13 protein-coding genes are annotated in these 19,234 nt (G+C 56.0%); 9 read left to right on the top strand and 4 right to left on the bottom strand.

All coding sequences use genetic code 11. The features are described from left to right. Positions 1-15 precede the first annotated feature (15 nt). The 5 genes from FRY97_RS00085 to FRY97_RS00105 all read left to right on the top strand — a co-directional run bounded on the left by FRY97_RS00085 (position 16) and on the right by FRY97_RS00105 (position 6,103). Complete coding sequence (locus FRY97_RS00085; RefSeq protein ID WP_147165356.1) at positions 16-558, top strand: RNA methyltransferase; 543 nt, start codon at positions 16-18, stop codon at positions 556-558. Between the two features lie 90 nt (positions 559-648). Further along, on the top strand, positions 649-3,123 hold the full coding sequence (locus tag FRY97_RS00090; protein ID WP_147165357.1) for a hypothetical protein: 2,475 nt from the start codon (positions 649-651) through the stop codon (positions 3,121-3,123). Positions 3,124-3,133: 10 nt separating this feature from the next. Further along, a complete protein-coding gene (locus tag FRY97_RS00095) occupies positions 3,134-3,697 on the top strand; it encodes an RNA polymerase sigma factor (RefSeq protein WP_170254424.1) in 564 nt (187 codons plus the stop codon). Between the two features lie 488 nt (positions 3,698-4,185). Next, positions 4,186-4,893 carry a hypothetical protein gene (locus FRY97_RS00100; RefSeq protein WP_147165360.1) on the top strand — a complete coding sequence of 236 codons (708 nt, stop codon included), beginning with the start codon at positions 4,186-4,188 and terminating at the stop codon, positions 4,891-4,893. A 31-nt stretch (positions 4,894-4,924) separates the two neighbouring features. After that, a complete protein-coding gene (locus FRY97_RS00105) occupies positions 4,925-6,103 on the top strand; it encodes a class I SAM-dependent rRNA methyltransferase (RefSeq protein ID WP_147165362.1) in 1,179 nt (392 codons plus the stop codon). A gap of 890 nt (positions 6,104-6,993) precedes the next feature. Here the strand turns inward: FRY97_RS00105 and FRY97_RS00110 are convergent. Together FRY97_RS00110 and FRY97_RS00115 are read right to left on the bottom strand one after the other, a co-directional pair. Further along, positions 6,994-8,148, bottom strand: a complete 1,155-nt coding sequence (locus FRY97_RS00110) for an MFS transporter (protein ID WP_147165364.1) — start codon at positions 8,146-8,148, stop codon at positions 6,994-6,996. Positions 8,149-8,172: 24 nt separating this feature from the next. After that, positions 8,173-9,084, bottom strand: a complete 912-nt coding sequence (locus FRY97_RS00115) for a LysR family transcriptional regulator (protein WP_147165366.1) — start codon at positions 9,082-9,084, stop codon at positions 8,173-8,175. A 102-nt stretch (positions 9,085-9,186) separates the two neighbouring features. On the opposite strand from FRY97_RS00115, the gene FRY97_RS00120 reads away from it, so the two are divergent. Both FRY97_RS00120 and FRY97_RS00125 read left to right on the top strand, forming a co-directional pair. Continuing rightward, positions 9,187-10,653, top strand: coding sequence for a proton-conducting transporter transmembrane domain-containing protein (locus FRY97_RS00120; protein ID WP_147165367.1), 1,467 nt, complete (start codon positions 9,187-9,189; stop codon positions 10,651-10,653). Positions 10,654-10,689: 36 nt separating this feature from the next. Further along, positions 10,690-13,257 carry a DUF2309 domain-containing protein gene (locus FRY97_RS00125; RefSeq protein WP_147165369.1) on the top strand — a complete coding sequence of 856 codons (2,568 nt, stop codon included), beginning with the start codon at positions 10,690-10,692 and terminating at the stop codon, positions 13,255-13,257. Positions 13,258-13,310: 53 nt separating this feature from the next. Here the strand turns inward: FRY97_RS00125 and FRY97_RS00130 are convergent, their stop codons facing one another. Beyond that, positions 13,311-13,973: a class I SAM-dependent methyltransferase gene (locus FRY97_RS00130; protein ID WP_246141487.1), complete on the bottom strand. Its 663-nt coding sequence runs from the start codon at positions 13,971-13,973 to the stop codon at positions 13,311-13,313. 126 nt (positions 13,974-14,099) lie between these two features. Continuing rightward, positions 14,100-15,383: an APC family permease gene (locus tag FRY97_RS00135; protein ID WP_246141489.1), complete on the bottom strand. Its 1,284-nt coding sequence runs from the start codon at positions 15,381-15,383 to the stop codon at positions 14,100-14,102. Between the two features lie 214 nt (positions 15,384-15,597). Between FRY97_RS00135 and FRY97_RS00140 the strand changes: the two genes are divergently transcribed. Continuing rightward, positions 15,598-16,227 carry a hypothetical protein gene (locus tag FRY97_RS00140; RefSeq protein WP_147165374.1) on the top strand — a complete coding sequence of 210 codons (630 nt, stop codon included), beginning with the start codon at positions 15,598-15,600 and terminating at the stop codon, positions 16,225-16,227. 179 nt (positions 16,228-16,406) lie between these two features. Beyond that, complete coding sequence (locus FRY97_RS00145; RefSeq protein ID WP_147165376.1) at positions 16,407-18,782, top strand: TonB-dependent receptor; 2,376 nt, start codon at positions 16,407-16,409, stop codon at positions 18,780-18,782. Positions 18,783-19,234: the final 452 nt, after the last annotated feature.

Below are 19,234 nucleotides of genomic sequence, written 5' to 3' on the forward strand. Positions count from 1 at the left end.
CAAACCACCCTCATTTTGCGAAAGCTCAAACTTCAGGAACTGCAGCGCCCCGATATCGAGGCCTTCAAAGCACAGCCCAAAGCCCCTGTCACCCTTATTTTGGACAATATACGCTCTGGCCTGAATGTGGGCTCTGCTTTCCGGACCGCAGACGCCTTTGCCCTGGAGCACATCTGGCTCTGTGGCATCAGTGCGCAGCCGCCACACCGGGAAATCCTAAAGACCGCTATAGGAGCTACCGAGTCCGTTAGCTGGTCATATGCCAAAGAAACGGTTGACGCCATCAGGGAGCTGCAGGAGGAAGGGGTCATCGTCTTGGCGGTTGAACAAGCCGAAGGCAGTACCTGGCTGCAAGACTTTAAGCGGGAGACTGGGCAGCGGTATGCCCTTGTGTTCGGGAATGAGGTGCATGGCGTGAGCGATGAGGCCATGGCCATTGTAGATGGCTGTCTCGAAGTGCCTCAATTTGGGACTAAACATTCCCTCAACATAGCCGTCTGTGTAGGGGTAGTATGCTGGGAAATGGTCAGGCGATGGCAGCCGGCCAAAGAAAAATAACACCCCCTGTATCACATTCAGCAGGGCAACAGTATAGTATAGCGAAACCATGATCGTGGCGTCTTTCTTAACACGCTAAACACTATTGCTATGCGATGCTCAAAGCTCGTGCTTTTGTTCTCGGTGCTGCTATCTTGGCAATGCACCAAACAAGACCAAATCTGGGAAGAGACACAGACTACAATCGTCAGTGGGGCCGAAAACGCTCAATTCTTTATTCAAGCCATTGATGAGGAGGGTGCCTTGGTTGCCGGCGCTATGCTCCAGGAAAACCTTGCGGGGCAGTCTTGGGAAGCCGGCGAACAAGAGGTGATTGTTATCCCTGGAACGGACATCCCATCGGGAGGGCTGCCCGTCACCTTAACAGCCAACGGCTATCTGCCACAGGTCAAAACCCTAGCCGGCTCAGACAACCAGGCGGCCTACCTACAATTCCGGATGGCCCGATTCCGGGCAGAATCCACTGCCGCTGCCGGAGCATTGGCCGGGCTAGATGGTGGCGGGCAGCTCCGCCTGCCCTATTCCCTTGTTGGCCCGGACGGGAGCCCTTACACTGAGGAAGTGAAGGTACAAAGCCGGTACTACCCGCCTTCTAGCCCTGCAACAGCAGAGGCCGCGCCCGGCAATCTTTCGGCCGTGGGCCAGGACGGCAAAGCCTATACAATTGCCCCTTATGGCATTTACGCCATCACCTTGCTCAGCGCTGACGGGCAAGAGCTTCAGCCGGGCGAAGGCACTACTGCAACCCTGCAGTTCCCCATCCCTGATAGTTACCCTTCTGGCGCAGCGGGGGCGCCCCTACTGAGCATGGACGAGGCTACTGGCCGATGGGTAGAAGAAGGGGCTGCTCAAATGCGCAATGGGTACCTCGAAGCAGAGGTCGGGCACTTTTCATGGTGGGCCAGTGCACAACTGTACACCCCTGCAAACCTCTGTTTGCGGCTGGTAGGCCAAAATGGTTTGCCCCTGCCCTACTTCAATTACCGCATCTCCTCTCCGGAGCAGGACGAATTTTACGCTTCTGGCTGGACAGACGGCAGCGGGCAGCTCTGTACTTGGGCGCCAGCGGGCCTCCCGCTCGCTGTCGGCCTGTACTGGGAAGGCAGCCTGCTGCCACCAACTGCCCTGGGGAGCATCGACAGCGATACAGAACTCGGAGACCTCCCTGTTGGATGGGGCACGCTCGCCCTTGTTGCCGGCCAGGGCACAGATTGCGATGGCAGCCCCGCCCCAAGCCTTATGACAGCCTATACCATGAACAACACTACAGGCTATACACTGGCTAACCAAGAAGGAAATTTCCGGTTCCTTTCAGCTGGCCAGGGCTTACTTGAAGTGCAGCTCACCAACTACGAGGCCAATACCCAAAGTGAGCCCCGGTCCATCTTAATCGATGAGCAAGGGGCCGCTTACGACCTGGGGGCCATCATGGCCTGTGAGCCAAACAATGGCAGCGGCCTGGTCAATGTACAAGGGGCCATCAATGAGAGTATGACTTGGGAAGGCGGGAACACTTACGTCCTCAACGGGCTGGTCATAGTGGAAGAAGGGGCCAGCCTTACCATTGAGCCCGGCACCGTAATCAAGGGCGCGCCGGGAGAAGGGGCCAACGCATCCGCCTTGGTCATTGCCCAAGGGGCGCAAATAATAGCAGAAGGCACGCCCAATCTGCCGATTGTCTTCACCAGCCTGGCAGATGAGGTGACGCCACAGGCTATCGCCTCTGGGCAATATGGCAGCCCCAACCTCTCTCCCGATGAGCACGGGTTATGGGGTGGCGTAATACTGATGGGCCGGGCACCGGTCTCCGCTGTGAATGAGTTTGGGCAAGACGTCAACGAAGCCAAGATCTCCTCTTTACTCATCCCGGAGTTGTTCAGCCAGTACGGTGGGCTCAACCCGGACGACTCCTCGGGCAGGCTAAGCCACTTGTCTATCCGGCACGCCGGGGTATCCCTTGGGCTGGGGTATGATGTACAAGGTTTAGTGCTTGCAGGTATAGGCCGCGAGACTTCGATCGAGCACATAGAAATTGTGGGTGCAAAAGACGATGCCATTGCCTTGTTTGGTGGTACCGTAACCCTGTCCGATATAGTGGCCTGGAACGCAGAAGATGACGGCATTGATACCGATCAGGGCTGGAGCGGCACCCTCGGCAACTTCGTAGTGCTCACCCCCGGCAGCAGTGCGCTGGAGCTTGATGGGCCTGAAGGCAGTTTGCCGGGCAGCCACCGCATCCAAAATGGCACCATCGTGATGAACGGCAATGGCAGGACCGCACAGCAATACCTCATAGATGTAGATGAGGATACCGGGTGCGAACTCAGCAGCCTCCACTTTATCGGGCCGTTCGCCCAAGGGCAGACCGTCACCAACCATGAGATCGGGCCTGGAGCTACTTTTGAGGATATCACCTTCGATATCGCCCCTGCTGAATTCTCTAGCCTCTTCAACAACAGCGCCCCTATACCAGCAGGGTGCAGCCCGGGAGGCAGTCCGCAAGCCGACGTAACCGTGTTCAACTGGACATGGGCCGCTGAATCTGGCAACTTGGACGGCCTATAAGCTAGCCCTTTTGAAAAAAAGACCAACATACGCTACTGACCAAGACTTGGCAGCCGCCTGTGCCCGCAACGACCCGCGGGCACAGCGGCAACTTTACGATCGGTACGTTGACCTCCTTTACCATACCGTTTATCGGTATTGTTTCAGAAACGACCAGGCAGAAGACATCCTGCAAATTGCTTTCTCAAAAGCATTTGCCGCTATCAGGCAGTTCGATGGAGAAAAGGGCAGCCTAAAAACCTGGCTCAAGCGCATCTGCGTCAACACTGCCATTGATGTTGTCAAAAAGGAGCGCAAATGGGAACCCGCCATGCCTGAGCTCCCGCCAAGCTTGGGCACTACGGAGCCTTTACCCTTTGATGAGCTTGGCACAGAAGAGATCCTGCAGCTGATTGCCCAACTGCCTGTAGAGCAGCGGGCCATTTTCAACCTATACGAAATCGAGGGGTACTCCCATGAGGAAATTGCCGGCATGCTAGATATCAATGCCAATTCCTGCCGGGTCTATCTTTCACGGGCGAAGAAGAAGCTGCGCCAGGGCATCAGGGCACTCGAAAGCATAAATACAAAATAGCGATGAAGAATTGGCAAGAAAGATTAGATCAACAGCCGCCTGCCAGATTCGACCGGCAAGGCTTGTGGCAGCGCATAGAGCGGCCGCGCAGGCGCCAAGCTGCCATTTGGTGGTGGATTGGCGCTGCAGCTATGGCCCTATTTTGGGGAGGCTTGTACACATCGGAGCTCCATTCTTCTGGCCCTATTGCTGACAGCGGCAGCCACCAAAACGCGATGCCAACACTACAGCCCCCCATCAGCAGCCTGCCTCTGAAGCCCAATACCGCCCGGACAAGGCCAGGTACTCCTTTCGTGCCCGCTATTCCTGCTACCGAAGCCGTGCAGCAACCTGCTGCTCCTGAACCAGGGGCCGGGCCAAGGCCACAGGCGGGAACTGCAGGCTTGAGCCCCGTCGACGTGCTGCCAGGTCAAATGCATCGCCCCCAACGCCTACCATCGGCAAAGCAAACGCCGCTCCAACCTAGAGGTGCCAACCCGCCCCGCCTTTTGCCAACCCGCCCATCTGCCCCTCTTGATATCGGCCAGCCGCCACGCCTGCTGGCCAGCACCGAAAAAGCCGCCCTTCTTTTCCAGCCCCGCAATGCATTTGCCCTTTCTGGAGGGCTCAACAGCCAAGTGCATGCCTACCGCCCCGCTTGCAGCCCCGCAGGAAAAGAAAATGCCCGCCCCGGTTTCTACCTCAGCACACGATACCAGCGCAACCTTGGCAAAGGTTTTCATCTGGCTGCTACTGCCCGGTATTCGGTACACCACAGCCGTTTCTCCGGCGAGCACCGAACATACAGCAGGTCCATCAACCTCCTGAATGAAGAGCTGCGCACAGTCAAGACTACCTTTTATGCCCTGTACAACCGGTACAGCAGGGCCGACTTGAGCCTGGGGGTTGGGAAAACCTGGGAAAGTGAAGGGCTAGCCTTTTCACTTGGCGTAAGCGCAGGGTACTCTTGGTGGGCACAACGGGAAGGGAGCTACCTAGGCCCCAATGGCCAGATGGAGCGGATAACAGGTGCAGGCATGAAAAGCGGAGGCTGGGCGTTCGGGCTGCATACCGCCATTTTCAGGCCTCTGTCCCAACATATAGCCATTGGAATTGAAGCAAGCGCCACTGCCCCCTTGCTCCTTTACCAGACAGAAGGCGGCTGTGCGCAGCGGGCTGCCCCACTCGCCTTTGGAATACTCCTTAGGCGGCAGTAACAGATCGGCCCCTTTTGCCTACTTTTGCGCTATGAAGACCATTATCATCAGACGCAAAAAGGAAATAGCCCTGCAGCGGCGCCATCCCTGGGTATTCAGCGGGGCGGTCAAACAATTGCCGGAAGGCCTGCAAGATGGAGACACCGTGCAGCTTGAGGGCGAAAGCGGAGCTTTCCTAGGCATAGGCCACTTCACCCAAGGCAGTATCATGATCAGGGTGATCGACTTTGAAGCAGGGGAGGCTGGACCTACATTTTGGGCACAAAAAATCCAGCAAGCCTATGCCTGCAGGCAATGCATTGGGCTGACTGGGAGAAAAGACCTAGACGCTTACCGCCTTGTACATGCAGAAGGCGATGGGCTGCCCGGGCTGATCGTCGATATCTATGGCAGTGTAGCGGTTGTGCAGTGCCATTCCATAGGCATGCACCGCAACTTGCAGCACATTTCGGCCGCCTTGCAGCACATCTTGGGCGACAGCCTTACTGCCATTTACGACAAGAGCGCGGAATCCCTGCCTGCTCAATATGCAGCTCAAGCTACTAATGGCTACATATACGGCTCCTCAGGCCCTGCTGAGGTGATGGAGTACGGCCACCGCTTCTTCGTAGATTGGGAAAGCGGGCAGAAAACCGGCTTCTTCCTTGACCAAAGAGAAAACCGGCAGCTGCTGGCACATTACGCTAAGGGCAAAAAAGTGCTGAACACCTTCTGCTATACTGGCGGTTTTTCTATGTACGCCCTACAAGCTGGAGCAGAGCAGGTAGTATCTGTGGATGTCTCCAAAACAGCTATGGAGCTGACTGCGCGCAACGTGGCCCTCGGCGGGTTCCCCCCGCAGCAGCATCAGGCGCATACAGCCGACGTTATGGGCTTCCTGAAAAATTGTGAAGAGGCCTACGACATCATGGTCGTTGACCCTCCGGCTTTCGCCAAAAACCTAAAAAAGCGCCACAACGCTGTACAGGGCTACAAACGGCTTAACGCACTGGCCATGACCAAAATCAAACCGGGAGGCTTGCTGTTCACCTTCTCCTGCTCACAAGTGGTAGACCGTGCCCTGTTTACGAACACCATCGTCGCAGCCGCCCACGAGGCTGGGCGGAATGCACGCATCCTGCATCACCTTTCCCAACCGGCAGACCACCCCGTAGGCATCTTCCATCCCGAAGGGGAATACCTGAAAGGGCTCGTCCTCTACTTGGATTAAGGGCTATGCCCGGCCAATGCGCTGGAACGGCAGCGCCCATGCCCTAGCCGTTCTGCCCCTGTACAGGCGGCTGGACTTGGTGCAGCCGTGCAGACGGATGCCCGTAGGGCAAAGCCTAGTGCCTCAAGCCATAAATCCTTGCCACCCCAAGTTTCGTTCTTTTCCGCCTACTCTTCGTTAAAGAACCGCTCCTTTAGCTCGGGCTAAAGTCGCGAACCTTAGCCTTGATTAGCCGGAAAATAACTTCAACTTAAGTATCAGAGATTTATGGCTTAAGGCACTCGCACTATTGGCGTTACCATAGGGCCGGCCTAGCGCTGCGGAGGGGTGTAAGAGCCCGATAGGGCCGAGCGAAGAGCGAGCCCCGAAGCATAGCGGCACCTGCCATCAGGCAGGGGCAGGCCCCAAAGAATCATGGGCGCCCTTCCCTTAGCGGCCGACATGTTGCAGCCGCACCTGTACAATTTTAGTTTTTTACCGCCTTCCAAATGACATATCGAGGCTTTAGGCTGGAAATCTCCTGCTTTTTCATAATTTTGGAAACTAATTATTCGCATACTAATATAAATTGGGCTCACTAACGCGCAAGAGCCAACAACACACACCAAATTATTGTCTCTCTGCTGCAGCTCAGGCTGCAGGACAAATTGACCGGCTTACGCGGTCAACTGATCCGGCTGCCAGAACGATTTCTGGCAGCCGATTTTTGCAGCCCCCGCTTAGAGATGTTGGGACTTTAATAATCGGTCTGTCCCGCTAGACAGCGGGACACTTTTCCGCTCATCCTTCGCCCCGAAAATCCTTACCGCTTTTGTGCATAAAAAGCGGGAAGGGTTTTCGGGCCTCGGCTAATCAAAAAATTGCTAGTGCTCGACTAGAAGACCAAACTCCTAACACGCTCTTAGCCCCCAAAGCCCGATAACCGGCCCTGCCGCCAATGGCAGCATCAAGTAAGCAGTATCTCCCCATTGAGCCAGCGCCCCCAATAATTGCAAACTGCCGATAGTGACTGCAAAACCGATGCAGTTGACTAAAGTGAGCACACTGCCCCGGCTTTCTGCAGGGGTATGCTTAGCGACCAGAGCAGAGCATTGTGGGGAGTCCCCTACCACTGAAAAGCCCCAGGCCGCCAAGAACAGCAAGCTCAGCCCCGCAGGCAGCAGAAACAATAGCGGAGACAGCAGGCAAAGTAGGCCGGATGCCAAAAGCATGCCTCTGGCAACGACAGCACTGCCGCTGCGCAAAGCTTGGTAGCCGCCCCATATACAACCGGCGCTGCCCGCCCCGATCAACAGAAAAGCGCTCAGGGAGAGCTCTGCAGCGCTCCAGGAATGGAAACGGTACTTGAGCACTACGGGGAGGAAGGCCCAGAAGGCGTACAGCTCCCACATATGCCCAAAATACCCTAGTGCAGCCGAGCGCACCCCCGGCTGCCTGAAGGCAGCAATAATTGCTCCTGGCCTAAAAGACCGGGCCGGTTTGCGGAAGGGCCCATCGGGCACCAGCCACCAAATGCTGAGCCCCCCTGCAACAGCCAGGCCTGAGGTGGCCAGCAATACCGGCTGCCAGCCGATACCCGCTGAGGTATAGCTCAGAAAATGGGGGAAGGCGGTGCCCAAGACCAGCGCCCCAACGAGATACCCCAAGGCTTTACCGAGCCCTCCCTCATACCAATCTGCGGCGATCTTCATGCCTACCGGATAAATGCCTGCCAGGAAGAAGCCCGTGAGGAAACGGGCTGCCAGCATGCCTTCGTAGGTTGAAGCTACGGTGCCCACTGCTATATTGCAGCCTGCGCCCAATACCGCAGAGGCCAGGAACACCTGCGAAGGCGAGAACCGGTCGGCCAGCAATAGAGCAGCATAGAGCAGCGTGCCGGCTATGAAGCCAAGCTGCACTGCAGAGGTAAGCCCGCTTAGTGCTGACTCAGGGAGCCCAAAACTGCTTTGCAGGCTTTCCAATATGGCATTGCCCGCAAACCAAAGCGAGGTGCCCGCAAACTGTGCCAGCACAATCACTGGCAGGATATGCTTAGGTTTTTTCATAATAGCCATTTTTTAGAACACCTATCAGACGGCCAGCTGCGCATCAAAACTCTCTACGATGCGGTCCCGGAGGAACTGGGCGACCTTGGCCTGTATCTCTGAATGGAAAAGCGAAATTTGTGTAGGCGACAGTTCTGGCAGCCCTTTTTCCACGATGACGCAATCAGCCGGGACTAAGCTTTTGGGAAGGGCAGCAAGCCCCAGCCCGGCACGCACGGCCAGTATTTTGCTGTTGTAGCTTTCGCTAACGTATGCCAGCTCGGGGGCCAATTGGGCTGCACCCAACCGGTGAATGACCTGCCGGCGGTATACGCAAGGCTCCGGCGACACAATAATGGGGATGTGATCTGAGGCTTGCCATTTGGCGCAGGTCTCTGCATCGCGGCCTACCCACACCAAAGGGTCGAACCAAGTTTTGACGATGCGGTTGGGGTATGAAACATTGAGCTGTTCATGCTTGAGGATCACCAGCTCGTACTCATTGGCTTTGAAGTTGTCATAAAGCCGCTCGGTGAGGTCGCACTCTACAGCCAGCTGAATGCGGGGGAACTGATCCCTGAAGCGGGCCAGAATGGGCAAAAGATAGTGCGTGGCCAGATCTTCCGGTATCCCCAGCCTGACCCGCCCGGTAATTTCTTCGCTGAACAGCTCCTCCCTCAACTGCTGCTCTACCTGTAGCATTTTCCAGCCATACCGGTAGACCAGCTCCCCGGCTTCGGTCATCACAATCTCCCTGCCCGACCGCCGCAGCAATGGTTGCCCTACTAGTTGCTCCAGCTTCTTAATCTGCTGGCTGATAGCCGATTGTGTCCGGTGCAACTCATTGGCTGCCAAGCTAAACCCCTGCTGATCCACTACCGTGATGTAAGTGCGCAACAAGGGCAGGTCTAAATAACTGATTTGCGGCCCCATAACGTCAATATTGAATTCATACAAAACTAAACTATTAGTTTTCCTTATACAAGCAATCAAATCTTTTAATTTCCTTAATATCCAAACCTGCCCTACCTTCGCCCCCGGAATAAAAAAGAAATAACTATGCTCCTCATTTCCATTGGACTCACTGCACTAGCGACAGCCCTTTGCTCCACTCCGGCAAAAAAGGCAGAGCGGTTGGCTGTGGTGCTGACTGCACTCGGGCTGCTCCCCTCATTAGCGGGGGTACTGCTGCCTGCCAACGGCCAAGCCGCTTATGGGGTGGGCTTTTACCCCCACACTCATTTTATGGCATTTGTTATCGGGCTGGTGAGCCTGATGGTGCAAGGCTATTCGCTGCGGCATTTTGATGGCTGGCGGCATCAGCGACGGGCGTTCCAACTGCTCAATAGCCTTACGCTGTGCCTGCTGGTTTATGCCACAGCCGACCACCTTTTGCTCATGGGCGGCGGCTTACTGCTCTCCAATATCCTCCTGGCCCGCCTCATGTCTCTCAATCAGAAGTGGAAAGCAGCAGAGCAAAGTGCCTGGATGGCACTTTCCTACACCGGGGCAGGCAGCGCACTGTTTGTCCTGGCCAGCCTGCTCACCTGGCAAGCCTACGGCCATTTTTCCCTGGAAGCCCTCGGCCAATCAGTGCCCTTTACGGCCACCTCACCTATTATCGCTGGGCTGTTGGTAGCAGCTGCCCTTGCACAATCTGCGATCTGGCCCTTCCACCGCTGGCTGATCGCCTCTGCCAATGCCCCCACTCCCGTCTCTGCTTTCATGCACGCCGGCCTGGTAAACGGGGGGGCAGTCATCTTATTTAAAACCCTGCCGCTCACTGCCCAATTTTCTTGGACTGCCCCCCTGCTCATCGCCCTCGGGCTGGGCACAGCTTTGCTAGGGACCTTCTGGATGCTGGTGCAGACTGACGTCAAACGGACGCTGACTTGCTCTACGATGGGCCAAATGGGCTTTATGGTGCTACAATGCGGGCTGGGGCTCTACCCTGCTGCGCTCGCCCACATGGTGTGGCACGGTTTCTTCAAAGCCTCCCTTTTCCTCAGCGCTGGCTCGGCCATCAAAGCGGCGCCCAACGCAGCACTAGCACTAAAGGGGCCCAAATCGCCCTTGGTGTTCCTCTTCGGCCTGGCTTGCGGTACGCTGGCCACCGGGGTTTTCATCACCGCTACCCAGACCTGGGGCATGAGCCACACCACTTATGCACTGCTTTGGCTTTGCTGCGGCATCACTTCTGCCCACATGGCTATGGCCATTTGGCAAACCAAGCCCTCCCTAAAAAGAGCACTGCTCGCGCTTGGCCTCACGCTTGGCGGCGCACTGGCTTACGGGGCCTCCGTCAGTTTAGCGAAAGCCAGCTTCCCTGCAATAGAGGCCCCGGCCATGTCTCCTGTCTACTGGGCAATCGGCCTGGCACTCCTCCTTGGCTGGGCTTTATCCTTGTTCCGGGAGCAACTGCCGGGCGCCACCCAGGCCAGGCATTGGCTCTATGCACGCGCGCTAATCTATAGCCAACCGGATGCAGCCTCAAAAACACTGTATAGAAGCCAATACCGGCCTTGATAGCCCCGCTGTGCCATTTTCAATTTACCGCCTGCCATGATCAGTGCCCGCAAAGAAGGGCAGCCGCTGCTATGGCAGTGCCAAACCATCAAATATAAAGCCATGACGCTTTCCAATACCTTGGTCCGCGAAAAGAGCAGGACCTCAGCCGCAACACTTGAACAAGAGCTCCAACAGCTCTACCAGCTCATCGCCCCCACCTGGCCCCTTGACCGTGCTGTGGCCTGCAACCCACTACAAGGCCTTGAGCACCTTCCTTTTGAAGAAGCAGCACGGCTCGGCCGGAGCTACTTTAAAGGATATTGCCTGCCCCCCATATGGCAGCTCCGTCAGTCGGGCATTGCCCCTGACGCCCCCAAAGCCGTTCAGGCGCTCCCGGATGAAATAGACATCGCCGGGCACAGGGTGAGCATAGCAGAGCTGACCGAAAAAATGGCTACGGAGCTCGACGAGCGCCAGGTAGCCCAAGTAAGGCCGGGATTGCTCGCCAACGCCCTTAGCCGGCTGAAACTGCTATGCCGCACAGAAGGTGCAGCCATAGGGGTCAATCAGGACCTCCTCACTTGGCTGCCTGCATTCCTGGACGAAGGGCAGACCTCCTGGCCAATGCCCGGAAGGGAAAAAGGCTTTTACCTGACGGTGAAGTCTCTGCTGCGCAGCCTGAAGGAAGGGAGAAAGCTTACGGCAAACCTGCCCGACAGCCCCACTGAAGCTATCGCAGAACTGCTCGGCAGGCTCGAGGTGCCACAGAGCCAACAACAGGCTTACTTGCGGAACCACCTCTTGGCACTCCCCGGCTGGGCAGCCTATATCAAATGGAGGAGCAGCCAGAAAGATTACGCCCCACAACAGGCTGCCCCCATTTATCTCGAAGACTACCTGGCCGTACGCCTCATGCTTGCCCAAAAAAGTAGCTCAGCCACATCAACAGCACCCCCAGCCTATGAAGCGCTCCATAGCTGGGCGCTGAAGCGGACCGGCATTATCGGCAATATCCCCGCCGAGGATTGGGCTACCCTGCTAGACTGCCTTGCCCGGGCTTACGACGAGCTCCGCATCAACTGGCTAGTACAATGGGAAAGCCAATTCCAGGCAGACGTCACCTCAAAGCTTGCCCGGCAGCGTACGGCACCAAAAACGGAACAGGCCGACTTCCAAGCTATTTTCTGCATTGATGTCCGCTCGGAGCCTTTCCGAAAAGCACTGGAGGCCGTAAGCCATAGCGAAACCCTCGGGTTTGCTGGCTTCTTTGGGCTACCCATTGCGTACGAAACCCCTGTGGGGAAAACCGTCAAATCGCTGCCGGTACTGCTCGAGCCCGCCCACCAACTGCAACAAGTACCGGCCGCCGGCTGCGCGCATCAGGAACAGCCCTACCGCGATGGCACGCAACTGCTTCAGGACCTGCGCAAGGCTTACAAAGCACTGAAGTACAACTTGGCTACGCCTTTCGCAGCAGCAGAAGCTTTGGGGCTGCCCGCTGCCCTGCTCACACTTGGGCGCACCCTATTCCCTCATGCGCTCGCCCGCTTGCGCAATAGCGGCCGGCAGTGGTTCCGCCCTGAACTGGATTGGGTCCCGGATGTGCGCGCCGGCCAGGCTGGAGGTATACCTCTCGAGCAGCAGGCAGCATATGCGGCAGGGGCGCTCCGTACAATGGGCCTTACTCGGAACTTTGCGCCGGTGGTCCTTCTTTGCGGCCATGGGAGCGAGACAGAAAACAACCCTTATGCGGCAGCCCTTGATTGTGGGGCATGCGGCGGCAGCCACGGGGGGCCCAATGCAGCAGCTATGGCTTCTATCTTAAATGATTTTTCGGTCCGGAAAATACTGAAGGAGGAAAATATTATCATCCCTGACGAAACTATTTTCCTGGCCGGGCAGCATAATACGACCACCGACGCAGTCCGGCTGATCGCGCTGCCCGAGCTGACCGCAAATCAGGAAGCATCTGTGCAAAAGCTCCAAAAAGCCTTACAAGCGGCACAAGAGCTCAACTTGGCTGCACGGGCGCCCAAGCTGGGCGCAGAAGGTATTGCCCAACTGATGAAGAAGCGTGCCGACTGGTCGGAGGTACGGCCCGAATGGGGGCTTGCCGGGAATGCGGGCTTTGTGGCCGCCCCCCGTTCGCTGACCTCCGGGCTTGACTTGGACGGGCGCTGCTTTCTGCACTCTTACGATTGGCAAGAGGACAGGGAAGGGAAAGTACTCGAGGGCATCCTCACCGCCCCCCTTGTGGTCGCGCAATGGATCAATAGCCAGTATTTCTTCTCTACAACAGACAATACCGCATTCGGCAGTGGCAACAAAGCTACGCACAACGTGGTCAGCAAAGTTGGCATCATGCAGGGCAACAGCAGTGACCTCATGCACGGGCTACCCTGGCAATCGGTCATGAAAAATGACGACACCCTCTACCACAAACCGCTCCGCCTTACGGCTTTCGTACAAGCTCCTTTGGGCCGGGTGCAAAGCATCATCGAGCGGCAGGAAGTGCTGCAAAAGCTGTTTTTCAATCAATGGGTGCACCTGCGGGTGCTCGACCCCGAGACGGGCGAAGTGAATGTACTGCTGCCCGATGGAGACTGGCAGCGCAGTTTGTAGGCCAAATCTTTTAGCACAGCAGGGTGCCGGGCATTCCCTGGCACCCTGCCCCTTTATTCTGTTGCAGCTTTCACAATATACTGATATGGCAAGAGGGAGCTTTCCACCTCCACTTTCGCAAACCCCGCTGCTTTGAGCTCAGCTACCACCTTTTCCGCGCTGATCTTCATCTCCAAAGGAGGGCCGACGGGTGTTTCCTCTTTAAAGAAATCGATGACGTAGAGCGCCCCACCTGGCTTGAGCCCTGCCAAGACTTTGGCAAAATATGCTGGCCGGTCTTCGAAATGGTGATAGGTATTCACGGTGATAACCCGATCAACCTCTCCGGGCGATAACTCCGGGCTGTCGTAAGGCAGTTTTCGCAATGCCAGGCGGTCCTCGCCAATGCCCAGGCTATCCCGCTTTTGGCGGATGTACTCCTGGAAGCGGTCGTCCACATCTGCGGCTATGACCTTTGCGCCAGCATTGGCCAGGCGGAAGCTGAAATACCCTGTGCCTGCACCAATGTCCATGATCGAGAGCCCAGCCACATCACCCAGGTAAGCCAACACTTTGTCCGGTTGTTGGTACTCGTCCCGTTCTGCGGACTCAAAGCGCTGCGCCAGCTCTTCAAAATCAGACTGGTTCATGTACGCATTGGCTTCTCCGTGGCTGTGCTGATGGCCATGCTTGTGCTGTTGCCCGCCGTGGCCGTGGCTGTCTTCTTGTTTTTCCATAGTTGCCGATTGTCCGGATTCTGACGGGTTGGCGCAAGCTGCAGCCCCAAGGGCGAGCGAAGCGGCCAGAAAAAAGCTAAAAGTGTAATTCATCTGCGGCGTAAATTTATTGATGAGATTGAGAAATTAGCGAAGGCGCCTGCCCCAGTGCCAGGTAAGATACCCCAACAATAAGTTGCCCAGCCCCAATAGGCTTTCTTGTGGGTTGTTGACCAAGGCATAGGCCAGTATCCAAAGGCTAATAGCAGTGAACAGCAAGGGGAACAAGGGGTGGAAAGGGCTGCGATAAGGGAGCTCTTGCTGCCTTTGCCGTATGCGGAAGCTACCCAATACGGTAAGCGCGCTGGAAAGCTGCAGGATAAACCCACAATAAACCAATACCTGCTCAAATGTCCCCGTCAAGATCAGCACCAGGCTGATGCCTGCCTGAAACCAGACTGCCCGCACAGGAATGCCCTGCCTGTTCTGCTGCCGGAGGAAGTGCCAAAAGGGGTAATCCCGGGCCATAGACAGACTGACCCTTGGCCCGACCCAGGCCATAGCGCTGATGCTGGACAACAGAAAAAAGGCGATCAGCAAGCTGACAGCACGCCCCCCGCCTTCGCCCAACAACTGCACAGCATAAATATGGCCCACATCAACCTGCCCTTCTAATAGATGTAAAGGCGTATGCCTGAGGAATACCAGCTGCAGCAAAACGTAAAGTACAGTCACGGCCAAAGTACCTCGGACCAGCGCTTTGGGAAGGTTGATAGCTGGCTGCCGGATCTCTTCAACGATATAGGCAGCGGCGTTCCAGCCCGTATAGGAATAGGTCACAAAGATCAAAGCGACTGCATAAGCTGGCATCGCTAGCTCTATCCCCCACCCTTCGCTAAAGTCTAGATACTCCCCAGCGGGAGGCAGAGCCAGGCCTAGAACAATGATGCCCAAAATAAGCAGGGCCTTGAGCAGGGTGAGGATATCCTGGAAGCGGCTGCTCTGCCGGAGGTCCCAGGAATGCATCAGAGCGGTCGCTACGACAGCACCTATTGCAACCCATTGCCCCGAGAGCCCCGTCGCAGGCTCGAGGTAAGTGCCCATCGCCATAGCAGCTAGCCCGACCGGGGCAGCAAAGCCCACCGTGAGCGAAATCCACCCGCTCAAGTAGCCGGCCAGGGGATGGTAAAGGCGGGTCAGAAAATCATACTCCCCACCCGAGCGCTTGTACAGTGCGCCCAGCTCCGCATAGGAAAAAGCACCAGTCAGGGCAACCAGCCCTCCTATGCCCCACAACAACAGTAGGCTCCAGGTATGCTTGATGTCAACCACCTGGAAGCCCAAGCTCGTAAATACTCCTGTGCCTATCATGTTGGCGACGACCAAGGCTGCAGCCGATAGCCATCCGATTTTGGAGGGAACTGGTTTCAAAGACATAAGGTTTTATGTTCGCTAGAGCGTGAACATACGAACATTTTTTCATGCGTATAGGGCTGCCCGCCCAAAAAGGCCTCAGCCGGAGCAATGGCAGCCCTAATGCCAACGGGCAAGCTATTTCTAAAAAAACTACTTGCCTTGCGAACCAACACTAAAAGAATGTTGTCTACTATCTTTCTAAAACACATAAAAGTAAAACTATCAAGCAATGAAGCAAAGCTTTTTTTTCGTGTTTTTCTCTGTCCTCCTGCTGTCTTCAGCACAAGCACAAGAAACCCAAACGCTCTTCAACAGCAACAACGCCTCAGGAAAGATACAGGTCTACCTCACCCCAGGTTGGCAGTATACTACCGCTGCCGGCCAGGGAGTGCACAACGTACAGCTGGGCGCGGGCGCGCTGTTTAATGAAAAACTGGCGATCGGCGGGGTATTCAGCGCATCCCTCAATGAGTTCACACCGGATGCCGAGCCCACAGACAATTTGTACCTCGACCTCCGCTACGGTGGCGTACAGGCCATCTACTACCACAAGCCGGGCAACCTGCTCCACTTTGCCTTCCCCCTCTCTTTGGGCGGGGGCGAGATGCAGGCCGACTTCAAAGGGGGCAGCGATGCAGACTCCCCTTTTGGCGAAAGCTATTTCTTCTTCGCCGAGGCCGGGGCACAGGCAGAGCTGAATTTGAGCAGCCGCATCAAGGCGTATACCGGCCTTACTTACCGCTTTGCAGCCGGAGAAGACTACACCTATTTAAGCACCAACCTCAGCCCGGTCAATATCAGCGCCCAAGACATTTCAGGGCTGGGGCTGCAGCTGGGGCTGCGCTTTGTCCTGTTCTAAGCACAGCTGCTGCGCCGTGCGCTAAGCAACTACCTCTCAACCATTTTACGGGAAGCCTCTGGAGCGAAAGCACCAGAGGCTTTTTTATTAACTTCTTATTTTTTAGCTTAGACTAAACTTTTATTTAAACAAAACCTTAACTTACGTATAGATTCATCTTATAATCTCAAATAGCAGCCATGAAAAGATATTACTGTCTGATTCTAATTGGGATGCTCCCCGTTTTGGCCACTGCCCAGGCTTCCTTATCGGGCCAGATCCTTGGGCCTGATGGCCCTTTGCCGGGGGCAAGCTTGTTGATAACGGAGACCGGGCAGGGCACGACTACAGATACAGAAGGCTATTACCGGCTTGAAGGGCTGCCGGCGGGGGCTTTTTCACTTGAAGCCACCTACGTTGGCTACCTTTCCGAAAAACGGCAAATATCGCTAGCGCAAGGGGATGCCCAACAGCTGGACTTCCAACTGAGAGAAGATGTGCTCAACTTAGAAGGGATAGTCGTTTCGGCTACAAGGAGCGCGGTGCCCGCTCATAAAGCACCGGTGATGGTCAACCGGATTGACGACCGCATTTTTTCCCAGACACAGTCGCTCAGCATATCGGAGGGGCTTAATTTTTCGCCTGGGCTGCGATTGGAGAACAACTGCCAAAATTGTGGCTTTACCCAACTGCGCATGAACGGGCTTGATGGGCCTTACACACAGATCCTTATCAACAGCCGGCCAGTTTTCTCCGCCTTAGCTGGTGTTTATGGCTTGGAGATGCTACCTGCCAATATGGTAGAACGCGTAGAGGTAGTCCGGGGCGGTGGCTCTGCCCTGTACGGGGGCAATGCTATTGCCGGGACCGTGAACATCATCACCAAGGACCCCATCCTCAACGCTTTTGAGGCAGGCACCAACCTCGCCCTGATCAACGGGGAAGCCTTGGACCGAACCATTTCGGCCAACGGGAGCATTGTAGATGAACAGCTCAGCAAAGGGCTGAGCTTTTATGCTTTCAACCGGAGCCGCGAACATTGGGATGCCAATGGCGATGGTTTTTCTGAGATCACACAACTGGAAAACACGACTTTCGGGCTCGACGCCTATTTCAACCCCGGAGAATACAGCAAGGTCAAAGCGAGCCTATTCCACATCAATGAATTCCGCAGGGGCGGCAATGGTTTTGACCTGCAGCCTCATCAGACAGACGTTGCCGAGCAACTGGGGCATCAAATTCTTGGCGGCAGCCTCTCTTATGAATTTTTCACTCCAGACCTCCGCCACAAAACTGCTGTGTATGCCTCTGCTACAGGCGTAAGCCGAAACAGCTATTACGGGGGCGGCGGCCGCATCTTGGGGCCTGGGGACACCCTTACCTCCAGCGATCTGCTCGCGCTCAATGCCTATGGGCAATCTACCGATTTCTCGCTGGCTACAGGGGTCCAATATGGCTTTGAGCCCTCAAAATCTTGGCTGTTCACCCTCGGAGGAGAATACCAGCACAACCGCGTGAAAGACGAGATGCCGGGGTACGGGAGGGAAATTGCCCAACAGACCGGCGCGCTAGGGCTCTACGCCCAATCGGAATGGCGGCCAGCCCCAAAATGGGCCGTGCTACTCGGTGCCCGGTTTGATCAGGTTGCTATCGACGGGGAATACGCCCTGGGGCCAGAAACGCTGGCCAACGACCGGTCTCTTGGGGTCATTGTGCCCCGGGCTTCTATCCTGCACTTCCTTCAGCCCGGCTTAAAGCTGCGCATGTCCTATGCTCAAGGATACCGCGCACCTCAAGCCTTTGACGAAGACCTGCACATTGAGACCGTTGGGGGCGCAGCCCTCTTTACCCGGCTCTCCCCTGATTTGCAGCCGGAGCGCTCCAACAGCTTCAACCTTTCTCTAGATTACACCCTGCGGCAAGGCACCACTGCTGCCAACTTTATAGCAGATGGTTTTTTTACCCGCCTGGACAACCCTTTTGTCAGCAGCAACCCCACTGAGCTGCCTAGCGGAGTGGCGGTCATCACCAAGCGGAATGGAGGCGGGGCGACCGTTGCAGGGGCCAATTTTGAAAGCAGCATAGACTTTAACGGGAAGGTGGGGCTGCAGCTCGGCGGCACCCTGCAATTAGCTCAGTATGATGAGAAGGAAACCCTTTGGAGCCCGGAAACCCTAACGGACGCCAACCGCGACAGCTTAACTGCTACCGATCAGTTGCTCCGGACACCCGGCGCTTATGGTTTTCTGGCTTTTTCCTGGACACCGGCAAAGCCCTTCAGCCTATCGCTCAGCGGCACCTTCACCGGCCCAATGAATGTGCCACATATCATTGACCCAGGCACCGAATTTACCATCATCGAGCGCACACCTGCCTTCGTGGAGTTCAATCTGAAAGGGGCTTACCACTTCGACATCCGGAAAGATTATTGCCTAGAGCTTTCCGGTGGGGTACAGAACCTGTTCAACAGCTATCAGGACGACTTCGATATTGGAGCTGACCGGGATGCTGGCTATGTTTATGGGCCTGTGCGGCCACGTACCCTTTTCCTTGGCGCTAAAATCGAATTCAAATAACCCAGGCTCCATCCGATGTCGAGCAGCGGATTACCGCTGTGCAGCAACAAGGGTTTTTAGGGCACAAACCAGATTGCCGTTTTTTCCTGCCCTGCCTGCTTCGTGGGATGGGGTCTGCCCCTGCCACAAGGAAGGCCCCAACGGGCAGGTGCCGCTATGCTCCGGGGCTCGCTGTCCGCTCGGCCTTATCAGGCCTGCCGCCCCTGCGCAGCGCTAGGCCAATGCCAGCCTAGGGCCCGAAGGGTATGAACGCCTGCCGTATTTCAGTTTTCGCCTCCGGAGATGATTACAGTATGGGTGAGAATCGCTATCTCCCCTTTCCATACTATCCTTTTTTTTTAGTCGCTCAGCTTGAGCTAAGGGCTTATCAGGATAATAACATAGCATCTCTAAACGACTGCGGCATATTGCTTTGCGCCCGGTTTTCAAGCCCCCCTTCCCCGATACGGCCA

Source organism: Phaeodactylibacter luteus (assembly GCF_007993045.1).
Lineage (GTDB): Bacteria > Bacteroidota > Bacteroidia > Chitinophagales > Saprospiraceae > Phaeodactylibacter > Phaeodactylibacter luteus.

Coding starts and splice junctions, on each gene's coding strand:
- FRY97_RS00120 (WP_147165367.1), top strand. CDS start 9,187: ATGCTCCTCATTTCCATTGGACTCACTGCACTAGCGACAGCCCTTTGC.
- FRY97_RS00145 (WP_147165376.1), top strand. CDS start 16,407: ATGAAAAGATATTACTGTCTGATTCTAATTGGGATGCTCCCCGTTTTG.
- FRY97_RS00105 (WP_147165362.1), top strand. CDS start 4,925: ATGAAGACCATTATCATCAGACGCAAAAAGGAAATAGCCCTGCAGCGG.
- FRY97_RS00125 (WP_147165369.1), top strand. CDS start 10,690: ATGATCAGTGCCCGCAAAGAAGGGCAGCCGCTGCTATGGCAGTGCCAA.
- FRY97_RS00140 (WP_147165374.1), top strand. CDS start 15,598: ATGAAGCAAAGCTTTTTTTTCGTGTTTTTCTCTGTCCTCCTGCTGTCT.
- FRY97_RS00110 (WP_147165364.1), bottom strand. CDS start 8,148: ATGAAAAAACCTAAGCATATCCTGCCAGTGATTGTGCTGGCACAGTTT.
- FRY97_RS00130 (WP_246141487.1), bottom strand. CDS start 13,973: ATGGAAAAACAAGAAGACAGCCACGGCCACGGCGGGCAACAGCACAAG.
- FRY97_RS00090 (WP_147165357.1), top strand. CDS start 649: ATGCGATGCTCAAAGCTCGTGCTTTTGTTCTCGGTGCTGCTATCTTGG.